Source organism: Chryseobacterium lathyri (assembly GCF_003290185.1).
GTDB lineage: Bacteria > Bacteroidota > Bacteroidia > Flavobacteriales > Weeksellaceae > Chryseobacterium > Chryseobacterium lathyri.
In genome coordinates this window covers 1-13632 of record NZ_QNFY01000001.1, presented here as the reverse complement: position 1 = coordinate 13632, position 13632 = coordinate 1, and the positions used below count along the sequence as shown (strand labels likewise).

The following is a 13632-nucleotide window of genomic DNA, read 5'->3' as shown; positions in this document are numbered from 1 at the left end:
TTTCATAATTTTTCAATATTAATACTGTCATTAATGGTATCGCCCTTTACAAAAAGTTTTTTGAAAGCGACTTTTGTAGCATCTTCTAAAATCTGCTGTAAGGAATTTCCTTTTAAAGTTCCATGAATCAAAGCAGCCATAAAGGAATCGCCGCTTCCTATTCTTTCCTCAATTGTTGTTGAATGATAATGTTCAGAAATCAAAAGTTTTTCATCAGCAAATAAAGTCGCAAAATAATTAACCTCTTCACCCTTCGTAAACCGAAATGTATTGGCAATCATCTTTACATTTGGATATATTTTCTGAATTTCTAATGCTGATTTTTCAGCCTGTTTCAGAAGATTTCTGTCTTCAAAATTCCCATTTAATTCATATTCAATCGGAATTTCCAAAAATTGTTGAATGGACCAGATATTTCCCATCAGAACATTGACAAAAGGCATCAATGCAATAATTTTTGCAGACGGATTTCCGTTCTGCCAAAGGGCGGAACGGTAATTCAAATCAAGAGAAACCGTGATGTTTCTTGTCGCTGCCTCTTTCATTAAATCCATACATTTCTGATAGGCATTTTCACTCAATGCTGGCGTAATGGTGCTGATGTGAAGCCACTTTACCTCTGAAAATATTTCATCGAAACTAAATGTTTTAAAATCCGACTGTGTGAAAACCGAAGGAAAACGGTCATAAACCACCGAAGCGTTCTGCATATCGCCATCCGAAGAGAGGTAAAACGTTCCGATTCTGCCGTTACTTTTTTCAGCAAGCACCTCAATTCCTTTATTTTTGAGCTGTGATTCCAATTGATTTCCCAGAAAATTTTCAGGCAAAGCTGAAAGAAGTTTTACAGGATTGTTCCATTGTGCAAGAGCTGCAGCTACATTATATTCTGCACCACCCACGAAAATCTTCAGAAGTTGGTCATTGAGCCAGTTTCCTTCGGAATCCGGAGCGAAATGCAAAAGCAATTCCCCGAAACATACTATTTTATTGGAAAATGAATCTTGCATTCTCTTAAATTTCAAAATAATTTTTCGTGTTGTGATAACAGATGTCCTGAATGATTTTCCCAACCCATTCTTCGTCATCGGGAAGCAATCCTCTTTCGATCTCGCTGCCGAACATATTGCACAAAAGCCTTCTGAAATAATCGTGTCTTGAGAACGACAGGAGACTTCGGGAATCGGTCAGCATCCCGACAAAAGTGCTGATGAGACCAATGTTGGAAAGTGTGTTCATCTGTTTTTTCATTCCGTCTAATTGGTCGAGAAACCACCAGGCTGCACCAAACTGTACTTTGGACTTCATTCCACCTTCATTAAAATTTCCTGTAAGTGTCGCTAAAACTTCATTGAAGGTGGGATTAAGATTGTAAATAATGGTTTTGGTAAGTTGTCCGGTAGAATTCAGTTCGTCCAGAAGCATGCTCAATCTTTGTGCAAAATATTGTTCACCGATTGCGTCATAACCAGCATTAATACCAATCTTACTAAGCATTAAAGAATTATTATTTCTGGTTGCTCCCACGTGAAACTGCTGTACCCAGTCTTTTTCAGCGTACATTTTGCAAAGCTCTTTTAGTAAGTAGCCACACAATGCTTCCGGATTGGAGAATCTTGGATTATTTCCTTTTAAAAATTCTGAAAATTCGTTTTCTAATTCTATATCCCATTTTGTGGTATCGGGAAAATATTCAAACCCGTGATCGGCAACCTTGGCTCCTACTTCTGCAAAATAATTAATTCTGGATTGAAGCGCATTTAATAAATCGGAAACTGATTCGATTGAAATTCCACAAACATTTTCAAGTTTTTTTATTCCTGAAAGATATTGTTCCGGATTGTTGATATTGATGTAAGAATCCGGTCGGAAAGCAGGTAAAACCTGGGCTTTAAAACGGCTATTCTTTAATGCTTGATGATAAGCCAAATCATCAGCAGGATCATCAGTTGTGCAAAGTGCTTCCACTTTGAAATTCTGAATGATAGATTGTGGCAAAAAATCTGAAGTCTGCAAACTTTCATTCATCTGTTGATAAACAGAATCTGCATTGTTCGGGGAAAGATATTCTTTGATTCCGAATGGATTTTTAAGTTCCAGATGGGTCCAGTGAAATAAAGGATTTCGAAGGGTGTACGGTACCACTTCCGACCATTTTCTGAACTTTTCCAAGTCTGAAGCTTTGCCGGAAATGAATTGCTCATCAATACCGAAATTTCTCATTGCCCGCCATTTGTAATGATCACCATCCAGCCAAATTGCTGTCGGGGAACGGAAATTCTGATTATTTGAAATCACGTCAGGCTCAAGATGATTATGATAATCAATAATCGGCATTTCTTTCGCAAAGCCGAAATAGAGATTTTCTGCCTTTGCCGATTCCAGCAAAAACGATTCTCCGAAAACTTCTTTATTTTTAAGGGAATGAGCCATTATTCAATTTAAAAGTGATTTGATTTTGTCAAAATCTTTAAAAACAAGACCTTAATTGAAATCTATAAAATCATCTAAGGCCTTGTAACTACTGTATGAAGAAAAATAATATTAATATTAAACACCACTGAATGCACTGAAACCACCGTCAATAGGCAATAATGCACCCGTGATAAAACTTGCAGCATCTGAACAAAGAAACTGGACAGCTCCGTTGAGTTCATCTGCATTTCCAAAGCGTCCCATTGGTGTTTTGGCGATGACTTTTTTGCTTCGATCAGTTAAAGAACCATCCGGATTCAATAAAATCGCCCGGTTTTGATCTCCTATAAAAAATCCGGGAGCAATTGCGTTGACACGGATTTTATCGCCAAATTTCAACGCTACATCCGAAGCGAGCCATTGGGTAAAATTGGTAATTGCAGATTTTGCCGCTGAATAACCGGCAACTCTTGTGATTGCAGAATAAGCTGCCATTGAGGAGATATTCACAATACTTCCATTTCCTTGCTCTGCCATCACTTTTCCGAAAACATAGCTTGGATAAACGGTTCCGTTGATATTCAAATCGGTTACTTCGTTCCAGGCTTCCATTTTCAGGTCGAAAAAAGATTGGTCGGGAGCTAATGTTGCAGAAGGTATATTTCCTCCGGCAATATTGAGCAAAATATCAATTCTACCGTATTTTTCAAGGATTGTCTTTGAAGCAGCTTCAAGACTTTCCACATTCATTACATTGGCTTCTACGGCAAATGCATCACCACCCGATTCTGTCAGTTCTTTAACACGAGCGTCCAGAGTTTCCTGGTTTCTTCCCAATGCTACAACTTTGGCTCCGGCTTCTATGAAACTTTTAGCCAGACTTCCACCCAACACCCCTGAGGCGCCTGTAATTACGGCTACTTTATCTTTTATGCTGAATATTTCGTTCATTTTTACTTTTTATAATAATTTATTGCAAACCTTAGATTTAATTTCTTTGCAATTCTGACTGTACGGTTGCCATTACTCCTTCGATTTGCCCTAATGCAAGCATTCTTCCGAGAAATGAATATCCGGGATTGTAACCTTTATCAATATCGTCTGTCAGTAATCTTCCATGATCTATACGCATAGGCAAGTCCGGATTTTCTTTTTCAAATATCCGGATGACCTCTATCAATTTTCCTCTTCCACCCAAGTGATGGGCTTCGATGAAATCTCCGTTTTCAAAAACATTAGTGCTTCTTAAATGGACAAATTTTGTGCGGTGGGCATATTTTTGGGCAAGTTTCGGAACATCATTCTGAAGACCCGCACTTAAAGAACCTGTACAGAATGTGAGCCCGTTGTGAGGATTATCGACAGCATTTAAGAGCCAGTCGATATCTTCTTCGTTGGTCACGATTCTCGGTAAGCCTAACAATGAAAACGGCGGATCATCGGGATGTACACACATCTGGATATTCCATTTTTCGCAAACGGGCATTATTTTTTCAAGGAAATATTTCATATTCTGACGGAGTTGGTTTTTATCAATACCATCATATAATGCCAGTAAACTTTTGAAAATAGCTACCGGATTCTGGTCTCCTTCCTTGATGTTTCCGTTAACAAAACCCTGTGTTTTTACAATGATCGAGTCTATCAGATCATTGTTATCTTCTTCCGTTAAAGTATTTTTTAATTGTTCTACTTTTTGAAGAATCTCTGAATTATAATCGTTTTCTGCACCTTTTCTTTGCAGAATATGAATTTCAAAATAAGCAAATTTAGCTTTATCAAAATATAATGATGACGAGCCGTCTTCCCACTGATAAAACAAATCTGTACGGGCCCAGTCTAGAACCGGCATAAAGTTGTAGCAAACCGTTGTTACTCCAGATTTTCCCAGATTTTCAAGACTCTGGATATAATTTTCTATTAATTGATCTCTGTTTTCGCCTCCGTATTTTATGGCCTCACTTACGGCCAAACTTTCTACAACAGACCAGCGAAGTCCGAAACTTTCTATATAATTTTTATAATCATTAATTGCGTTCAACGGCCAAACTTCTCCGTTCGGAATATCGTGAAGCGCAGAAACAATACCTTCTACCCCAATTTGACGGAGCATATCTAATTTTATTTTGTCTTTCTTACCGAACCAACGCCAGGTTTTTTCCATAAATTTTATTTTTTTCATTAAAGCAAAGCAGGTGTAATAGAACACCTACTTTGCTTCTGTTAACATGAATGCATATAATATTAATTGTAACCAGGATTCTGATATTTGTCCTTGATATCTGCAGAGACTTCCATAGCATCCAATTGCCCCCGAGGGATTGGTCTCAGATAATGAAATTTCTGAATATTACGCGTTACAGTCTGCGGGGTATGATCTCCGTAAGCAGTTCCTGCAATTTTATAAGTAGCTGCATATTCTTCCCACTTCTGTGTACGTACCAGATCATACCATCTGTATCCTTCGCCATAATACTCACGGGATCTTTCTGCCAGAATGTAATCTATGGTAATGGTATTGGGTGTAGCAGCAATCATTGCAGCACTGTTATCCTGTACTTTTGCAACATTTCCGCTAACACTCCAAACCCATTTTCCTGCTCTGGCTCTGATTACATTAATAAGATCTCTAGGACTCATAGATCCGGAAGCTCCTTTAACTGCTGCCTCAGCTGCCAGGAAATAAAATTCTGAAAATTTAGCGGCTACAAACGGACGGGTTAAACTTGGATTTGGATAGCCTAAACCGTTACCGTTATCTGTACGGTAAGTTCCTATTTTCCATATACCAGGATATACCACTCTGCTGATTCCATTTGGTGCCACTACCCAGTCTGCTCTTCCCGGAAGCGTTCCTGCTCCAATATTACTATTCCCTGCATTGGAACTATAAGCCGGCACTGCAGAATCATCATTGAGAAACGTTAAAATAGGGTCACCAGGATGCACGGGAAGACTGTTGGCATTATACAGGGTAGTCTGAGTCATCCCTGCTTTGTCCCAGTTACCACGGTAGGTCGTAACGAATGTACCGTCATATCTGGAATCATTGGTTTTATCAGCAAACGTATTTTTAATAACTTCAATGGTAGGAGCCATACGTGTCCAGGGACGCCCTAGATCTTGTGTAGCTGCTCTTTGTACAGAACTGACAGCAGACCAGGATGTACTGGAAGTACTGCTTCTGATATTAGGGTAATTCCAGGTCATCATCCAGGCAGCAAAATTATTTGGAGACCAGCCATCGCCGTAACTTGCCTGAATAACCCCTTCATTATAATAAGCACTTGTCTCTGTATGGTCTGCATACAGCATACATTCCTTGTTACGGTCATTTGATCCTACATTTAAATTATAATAGGTAGGCTGTAAAGCATACGGTCCGGGACTGTTGATCCCATCTAATGCAATATCATAAGCTTTTTGGAAGTACCATTGTGCATTGTGACCATCAGGATCTATTCTTGTTGCCTCCGGATAGGTTGGAATGTTGTTTGGATTTTGCAGCCACCATGCATACGTTAAATAGGCTTTTGAAAGATATAATCTTGCAACATTTTTGGTAACACCGCCGGTTACTCTTGGGCTTGCAGGAAGATTTTCAATGGCTTTGATCAAATCAGGGAAAATGGCCTTTGTGTAAACTTCTGAAACCGTATTTCTAACTGAAGTGGTGGTTGGCGAAATATTGAAGGCCAGTTCTCCTGAACCTAAATCAAGGGGTGCGCCACCGTACGTCTGAACCAGTAAGAAATAATAAAATGACCTGAAAAATCTTGCTTCTGAAATCAGTGATTCGGATACATTAATTAACGGACCATTTTGTATAACTCCATTTGCAGAATTGATGGCAGGAAAAACAGATCCCCACACCATACTTGTTGGGAAAGTTGAACTGTCAATATTCCCGTTATTGGACATATCCATAGCTTTAAAGTTGCCATCGGCATCTTTTCCCCAGGTTGCCTCATCAGTACCCGTCATGGTAGAATTTAAGAAGTAGCCGTTTCCATACAGCATTCTCAGTTGTCTATACAAAGACGTAACCCCTTGTGTAATTCCTCTTTCTGTAGTAAAATCTTCCGGTGTATAAATACCTCTTGGCTGTTCATCCAATATCTCATTACATCCTGTACTGAATGTTAATGATGCTAAAAACAGAGCAGCGATAAATTTTTTATTTAAATTGATCATGATTTTTTCTTTTAAAAGGTTAGATTTAGCCCCATCATATAGTTTCTTGTAGAAGGATTATTCGTACCAATTACCAGCTGATTGCTTTTGTATGAGTTTACAGCCTGATTTTCATTCCCTCTCGAATTCGGTTCAGGATCCATCCCTGATTCTCTGTAATAAGGAGAACCGAAAACAAATGGATTCTGTACTGTTACATACAGTCTCAGACTGCTTACGCCTAAATCATCCAGGGTATTTTTATTAAAATTGTACCCCAATGTGATGGTTCTTATTTTTACGTATGAGCCATCAAATAAACCTAAAGTTGAACCGTATTTCGGGTTATCTCCGCTCATCATTCCACCTGGTTTCGGATAGCGCACGTCTGGATTTTCTTCAGTCCAGTAATCAACATCCACGTTATTTCCTCTTCCCGATAATCTGTTGAGATATCCTGAAGAGCCGTATAGTGTACTGATTAACACTCCCCCTTTCTGAAATGCTCCAACCACACTAAGATCAATATTTTTATATGCTAACCTTGTATTGAAACCTCCCATAAAATCCGGATTGGTATCGATAATCTGTCTGTCAGCCGGCCCGATAGCTCTGGTCGGAGTTCCGTCTGCATTGTATCCACCTGTATATAAAACTTTGATCATTCCCACATTTCCTCCAGGTTCCAATACGCTCAGATAAGGATCTCCATGCTGCCACAAACCTATATACTGGTAATCATATAATGCATTGATATTATGACCTACAAACCATAAATTCCCCTCGTTTCTGTCAGTTCCGGAAGCTAATGCTGTAATTTTATTTCTGTTGGCATATAAATTACCTCCAACTTCCCAGCTAAACCCATCAGGATTATTGAAAATAGTACCATTAAGAGATATTTCGAAACCTTTATTCTCTGATGCTCCCACGTTCTCGGTCACAGATCCCAAACCGCTGGATGATGGCAACCCTTTACTTAACAATAACTGTTCTGTCTTCGTAACATAATATTCTACGGTACCGCTGATGATTCTGTTGAATAAAGTAAAATCTAATCCATAATTCCAGGTTTTTGAAAACTCCCAGCCCAAATTTGCATTTGAAGCTGTATTTACATAATTCCCGATGACAAATTCATTTCCAAAATTATAAGGCACCGTACTTAAACTCCCAAAAGTGGTATAAGGCCCGACAGACTGGTTGGAAGTCTGTCCAAAACCGGCTCTCAGCTTAAGCACATTGATATATTTTGAATCTTTAAGAAAGTTTTCATTGGCAATATTCCAACCCACAGAAATTGCAGGATAGGTATGCCACTGGTGCCCTTTCGCTAAAACTGAGGCTCCGTCTGAACGGACAGTAGCCGTAAGCATATAACGGTTATCATATTGATATAAGGCTCTTCCCATAAAAGACATAAGGCCTCTTTTATAATATCCCTGATTATTTGGGTCAATGGTTACCTCACCTTGTGCATGGCCTAAATTAAAGTATTGAAAGGCATCGATAGGAACATCTCTCGCTGATATGTAAGAGCTGTTATACTTGGTCTGTTCCGCAGAATATAATGCCGTTGCACTAATTTTGTGTTTACCAAAAGTTCGGTCATAAGACAGGATATTTTCCAAAACCCACTGCGTCGTCAACGAGTTTCCGATTCCAGCCGAAGACTCAGTAGCAGGATTTACATTGAGTATACCGGTTCCTGTATAGGTTCCGCTATTTGAATTTCTATAGGTAAGACCAACATTAAGCCTGTATTTAAGACCTTCAACTCCTGGTATTTTTAATTCTCCATAAAGGTTATTGTATGAGCTAAAAGCATTCGTACGGTCAGCATAGGTATCACCTAGATTTTCGAGAATACCTCTGGTCTGGAGAGCCGTCTGATCGATGGCACTATACATGACAGTTTTAGGACTCCCGTCAGCCTTATAGGGACTAACCAATGGCGAATACCCTAACATAGGGGCACCGCTAACGCCGTTAAAGTCGTTGATAGAAAAGTTTGAGTTGGTAGAGAAGCCTATTTTTATGAACTTACTTACTTCCTGATCTAAGGAACCCCTAATAGAAAGTCTTTTATAACTTTGCAAAGGGACAACTCCATTTTGCTGAAAATACGCGACACCAAAGTTGTAATTCCCTTTTTCGCTTCCTCCTGTAACCCCTACATCATGGTTCATCATCAGCCCCACACCGTAATATTTATCCTGCCAGTCTGTATTTATATCATTGAATTCATCTTGCGCGTTGGTAAACATTTTGGCATCTGCACGTAATTTGGCAAACTTAGGCCCATCCATCACCGGATATTTAGAGAAAATAGTCTGAAATCCAGTATATCCGTTATAGGTAAATCTTGCTTTCTGACCTTTTGATCCTCTGTTTGTTGTTATTAAAATGACTCCGTTTGCACCACGTGATCCATAAATCGCTGTGGCAGAAGCATCTTTAAGAATATCCAAGCTTTTAATATCTGATGGGCTGATATCTCCTAAAGAACCTACAAAAGGAATTCCATCCAATACAATCAAGGGGTCATTAGAGCCTGTTAATGAACGTTCTCCTCTAATACGGATCTGTTGTACAGCGCCGGGTTTTGTAGAGGTTCTGCCAATATCAACTCCCGGAAGACGTCCCTGTATCGCATCGGTTATATTGGCTGAAGGAACTTCTTTGAGAGCAGTACCACCCAGGGACGATACTGACCCGGTAACCGCTTCTTTTTTCTGTGTCCCATATCCAATTACAATAACTTCTTCTATCTTATTTTCTTTGGCAACAGTATCTTTTTTACTTTGAGAATAAGCTAAGCTTGACGGTAACAGAGCCATGGCGAAAAATATCGCAGCCCTGTTGGTTTTAGCAAAATGAAATCTGTTCATAATTATTATTTTTAATATTACATTAATAGAAAGGCTATTAATAAATCCTTAGTGTTATAATGAAAGCCTTCTATAATTATTAGATATACATGTTCACGATTGCTTCAAACAATTCCTGTTTTCCGCTTTTGGCCTGAGGTTCACCCAACTCATGAGCAATTCTCTGAAGGTCTTCCAGTGTAAGATTCCCTTCTTCAAAAGCTTTTCCGTTACCGCTATCAAAAGAAGCATAGCGCTCTGTCCGTAATTTTTTATAATCAGAGTTTTCCAGTATATCTGCAGCAACTAATAATCCTTTGGCAAAAACATCCATTCCAGAAATATGGGAGATAAATAAATCTTCCGGATCGGTAGAATTTCTTCTGATTTTCGCATCAAAATTAACTCCGCCATTTCCTAATCCTCCTGCAGGAAGAAGTACCAGCCAAGCCTGAGCCAGGTCACGATAATCCACAGGGAACTGGTCTGTATCCCATCCGTTTTGGTAATCTCCCCTATTGGCATCAATACTTCCTAATAATCCTGCGTCAACTGCTACCTGAAGTTCATGCTCGAAGGTATGTCCCGCCAGGGTAGCATGATTAACTTCAATATTAAGTTTAAAATCTTTGTCTAAACCGTAATGTCTCAGGAAGCCAATCACTGTTTCAGAATCGTAATCGTACTGATGTTTAGTTGGCTCCATTGGTTTTGGCTCAATAAGGAATGTTCCCTTGAAGCCCTGACTACGGGCATAATCACGGGACATTGAAAGGAAGCGGGCCAGATGGTCTTTTTCTCTTTTCATTTCAGTATTCAGCAGACTCATATAACCTTCTCTACCGCCCCAGAACACATAGTTTTCGCCACCGAGAGCAATCGTTGCATCAATAGAATTTTTCACCTGAGTTCCTGCACAGGCTACCACATCAAAATTTGGATTGGTAGAAGCTCCGTTCATGTATCTTTCATGCGTGAAAACATTGGCTGTTCCCCACAGAAGCTTAATCCCAGATTCTTTTTGCTTTTCTTTGGCATATTCCACAACAGCCTGAAGGTTTTTTTCATAGTCTTTCCAGTTATCTGCCGGGGCAACTAAGTCTACATCATGAAAACAGTAATACTGGAATCCAATTTTAGACATGAATTCAAAACCTGCATCCATTTTATGTTTAGCTCTGGAAACCGCATCATTGCCAATATCCCAAGGATGGTGGATCGTTGCTCCGCCAAACGGATCACTTCCGTCTGCACACAGAGTATGCCACCATGCCATTGCAAAACGCATCCATTCTTTCATTGGTTTTCCCATCACGATCCTATCTGCATCATAATAACGGAATGCCATAGGGTTTCTACTTTCTTTACCTTCGAATCTGATGTTTTCAATACCTGGAAAAAATGCTTTTGTTTCTGTTAAAATGTTCATATTATTTGATTTTATTTTTAGTTTGTTCTTTATAATTTAATATAGGAATCCCCTGCCTGCTGATTTAATAGGTCCGCAGGTACAATGAATAGCTTCGTTGCAGGATGATTAAATGATTTCGTTAAGATGCTGTTTCCACCTTGAGTATGCTTCTAAATATTGTTCTCTTTTTTCTGGTTCAGGTTCTATAACTGCTATTTTTTCGAGGGATGAAAATGCCTCTGTTGAATCTGCATAAAAACCGATTCCCATTCCGGCAGCTCTGGCAGCTCCTACCGCTCCGTCTGTGTCGTAAAGCTCAATCACTGCATTGCTTACACTGGCAAGCGACTGTCGGAAAATTGAACTTAAAAACATATTGGCATTGCCTGCCCGGATCACCTGGATGTCCATTCCCATATTTCTCATAATATCCATTCCATATTCATATGAAAAGACAATTCCTTCCTGTGCCGCACGCAGAATATCTCCTTTTGTATGGATGTTGAAATTAATCCCGTGCATAGAACAGCTGGTATCTTTGTTTTCCAAGACTCTTTCTGCCCCGTTTCCAAAAGGGATGATACTTAATCCTTTTGATCCTATCGGGGAAAGGGATGCTAGATCATTCATATCACCATAGGAAGACAGTGAGGTTGCAAAATTATGCTTTAGCCAGGAATTTAAAATTCCTGTTCCGTTAATACACAGCAAAACTCCCAATCTGGTTTGCTCAGGACTGTAGTTGACATGGGCAAATGTATTTACCCGTGACAGGGTATCATATTCCAATTTATCCAACACCCCATATACCACTCCCGAAGTGCCGGCTGTTGAAGCAATTTCTCCGGGATTGAAAACATTCAGAGAGAGCGCATTATTGGGTTGATCTCCTGCCCTGTATGAAATTGGGGTTCCTTCTTTTAATCCTAATTCCTGAGCCGCCGGTGCAGAAACCGTTGACTGGATACCGAAAGTAGGAATGATTTCAGGGAAAAAGCTTTTAGGGATTCCATAATAATTAATCACGTCCTCAGAAATACAGTTGTTTTTAAAGTCCCAGAATATGCCTTCAGAAAGTCCTTCAATCGTCATTCCTATTTCACCGGAAAGCCTCATGGCAATATAATCTCCCGGCAGCATTATTTTATCAATCTTTTCAAAAATTTCAGGTTCATTTTCCTTTACCCAGGCTAGTTTTGATGCTGTAAAATTTCCGGGAGAATTAAGAAGATGGGATAAGCATTTCTCAGTTCCAATTTCCTGAAAAGCTTTTTCACCATAAGGCACAGCACGGCTGTCACACCAGATAATCGAAGGACGAAGCAAATTCTGGTCTTTATCGACCAGGATCAGTCCATGCATCTGCCAGGTAATACCAATTCCTCTGATATCTTCAGGATTGATTCCGGATTCATGCATTACAGATTCATGTGCCAGCTTTAAATTCAGCCACCATTCTGCAGGGTTCTGTTCTGCCCAGCCTGGGTTGACTGCCATGATTTTCATTTCCTTTTTTGGAGAAAAGTCTGATGCAATAATTTTTCCACTGGATGCCTCAATGAGACAAACTTTAACAGAAGAACTGCCTATGTCATATCCTAGCAAATACATAATTTGAAAAGGGGGATTTATTTAATTAGTTTAGTGTTGTTTTTCTTATAGATCTTGGCATCGAACCGATAGTATCTTGCTGCCCGGTGCGATACGTTTTGCTCTATCTCTTCTAAAGGAATGATATAATTAAATGATGAAATTTTTTTATGAAAATTCTTGATATCGATCTGTTTTTCACTTAACGCGCTGTACAGCTGGTACAGCTGTCTTATCGTAAATTTTTTCGGCAGCAATTCAAAAATAATAGAAAAATCGGTCTCAATCCATCTTCTTATTTCTGTTAAAGATTCATTAATGATCTTATTATGATCAAAGGGTAATGCCGGGACCTGATCTACAGGATACCAGTCGACTGTTTCATATTTGGTGCTGTTAATTTTATGATCGATTTTACATAGAGAAAGGTAGGCCACCGTAATAATCCTGTCGATATTATGCATATACTCGGTCCCCATCCACTTGATATCAATCTGATTGCTTGCGCGAAATGGATCAGCAAAGCATTTGAACTGCTTGAGAACCATTTTTTTTATTCCTGTTAACTCATGAAGAACCCTATGGGCTGCATCATCCACATCTTCATTACTGAAAATCAAGCTACCCGGCAATTTTCTTTGCCTATCCACTGGTACATCATCTACATGACGTTGCACAAGTAAGATATTGAGTCTGTTGTCATGGTCAAATCCAAATACCACACAATCAACAGAAACATAGGTATGAATAAAATCCTGGTTCATCTTTTATTAACATTAGCGTAACATCACAAATATAAAAATTCAATTGAGAAAAAAAAATAAAATCTACATTACAGGCTATATATCAATAGATTATATATCATTTTTTTATGATAAGAATGATGTAAAAAATATGATAAGGTTATCATTAATTTCATGATTATTATTTCAGAATACCTTAATATATAGCTATTTAAATGTTAAATTGACACTTAAAAAATTAATATTTATTTTTATCTAATTTATGATAAGAAAATTTTAAATTTTATTGATATTTTTTAAAAAAGTTATAAGAAAAATGTCCATTTTCTGTTTAAACCCATATATTTAAGACGTGTATTTTTTACAATTATTCAACCTAAAAGGTAAAAAGTTATCATATCATAGGATTTTTCTATACACAGCTAAGGAA

Annotated in this window: 9 protein-coding genes; all 9 read right to left on the bottom strand. The window is 38.7% G+C overall.

Annotation, left to right across the window (positions count from 1 at the left end):
- Positions 1-2: 2 nt before the first annotated feature.
- The 9 genes from DRF61_RS00045 to DRF61_RS00005 all read right to left on the bottom strand — a co-directional run bounded on the left by DRF61_RS00045 (position 3) and on the right by DRF61_RS00005 (position 13223).
- A complete protein-coding gene (locus DRF61_RS00045) occupies positions 3-1010 on the bottom strand; it encodes a sugar kinase (RefSeq protein ID WP_111952751.1) in 1008 nt (335 codons plus the stop codon).
- 4 nt (positions 1011-1014) lie between these two features.
- On the bottom strand, positions 1015-2433 hold the full coding sequence (uxaC, locus tag DRF61_RS00040) for a glucuronate isomerase (RefSeq protein ID WP_111952748.1): 1419 nt from the start codon (positions 2431-2433) through the stop codon (positions 1015-1017).
- Between the two features lie 117 nt (positions 2434-2550).
- The gene (locus DRF61_RS00035) at positions 2551-3366 is read right to left on the bottom strand and encodes an SDR family oxidoreductase (RefSeq protein WP_111952746.1); all 816 of its coding nucleotides are present in this window, start codon (positions 3364-3366) and stop codon (positions 2551-2553) included.
- A 37-nt stretch (positions 3367-3403) separates the two neighbouring features.
- Entirely contained in the window at positions 3404-4579 is a 1176-nt protein-coding gene (gene uxuA, locus DRF61_RS00030; protein ID WP_111953575.1) for a mannonate dehydratase, read from the bottom strand.
- Positions 4580-4659: 80 nt separating this feature from the next.
- The gene (locus DRF61_RS00025; RefSeq protein ID WP_111952743.1) at positions 4660-6609 is read right to left on the bottom strand and encodes a RagB/SusD family nutrient uptake outer membrane protein; all 1950 of its coding nucleotides are present in this window, start codon (positions 6607-6609) and stop codon (positions 4660-4662) included.
- 11 nt (positions 6610-6620) lie between these two features.
- The gene (locus tag DRF61_RS00020) at positions 6621-9479 is read right to left on the bottom strand and encodes a SusC/RagA family TonB-linked outer membrane protein (protein WP_111952740.1); all 2859 of its coding nucleotides are present in this window, start codon (positions 9477-9479) and stop codon (positions 6621-6623) included.
- Positions 9480-9558: 79 nt separating this feature from the next.
- Complete coding sequence (gene xylA / locus DRF61_RS00015) at positions 9559-10887, bottom strand: xylose isomerase (protein ID WP_111952737.1); 1329 nt, start codon at positions 10885-10887, stop codon at positions 9559-9561.
- A gap of 108 nt (positions 10888-10995) precedes the next feature.
- Complete coding sequence (locus DRF61_RS00010; RefSeq protein WP_111952734.1) at positions 10996-12480, bottom strand: xylulokinase; 1485 nt, start codon at positions 12478-12480, stop codon at positions 10996-10998.
- A 17-nt stretch (positions 12481-12497) separates the two neighbouring features.
- Positions 12498-13223, bottom strand: a complete 726-nt coding sequence (locus DRF61_RS00005) for an NUDIX hydrolase (RefSeq protein WP_111952731.1) — start codon at positions 13221-13223, stop codon at positions 12498-12500.
- Positions 13224-13632 lie beyond the last annotated feature (409 nt).

What these genes read in the sequence shown, in the direction of transcription:
- uxaC (WP_111952748.1), bottom strand. Translation starts at nt 2,433, where the DNA reads ATGGCTCATTCCCTTAAAAATAAAGAAGTTTTCGGAGAATCGTTTTTG.
- DRF61_RS00035 (WP_111952746.1), bottom strand. Translation starts at nt 3,366, where the DNA reads ATGAACGAAATATTCAGCATAAAAGATAAAGTAGCCGTAATTACAGGC.
- DRF61_RS00020 (WP_111952740.1), bottom strand. Translation starts at nt 9,479, where the DNA reads ATGAACAGATTTCATTTTGCTAAAACCAACAGGGCTGCGATATTTTTC.
- uxuA (WP_111953575.1), bottom strand. Translation starts at nt 4,579, where the DNA reads ATGGAAAAAACCTGGCGTTGGTTCGGTAAGAAAGACAAAATAAAATTA.
- DRF61_RS00025 (WP_111952743.1), bottom strand. Translation starts at nt 6,609, where the DNA reads ATGATCAATTTAAATAAAAAATTTATCGCTGCTCTGTTTTTAGCATCA.
- DRF61_RS00045 (WP_111952751.1), bottom strand. Translation starts at nt 1,010, where the DNA reads ATGCAAGATTCATTTTCCAATAAAATAGTATGTTTCGGGGAATTGCTT.
- DRF61_RS00010 (WP_111952734.1), bottom strand. Translation starts at nt 12,480, where the DNA reads ATGTATTTGCTAGGATATGACATAGGCAGTTCTTCTGTTAAAGTTTGT.
- xylA (WP_111952737.1), bottom strand. Translation starts at nt 10,887, where the DNA reads ATGAACATTTTAACAGAAACAAAAGCATTTTTTCCAGGTATTGAAAAC.
- DRF61_RS00005 (WP_111952731.1), bottom strand. Translation starts at nt 13,223, where the DNA reads ATGAACCAGGATTTTATTCATACCTATGTTTCTGTTGATTGTGTGGTA.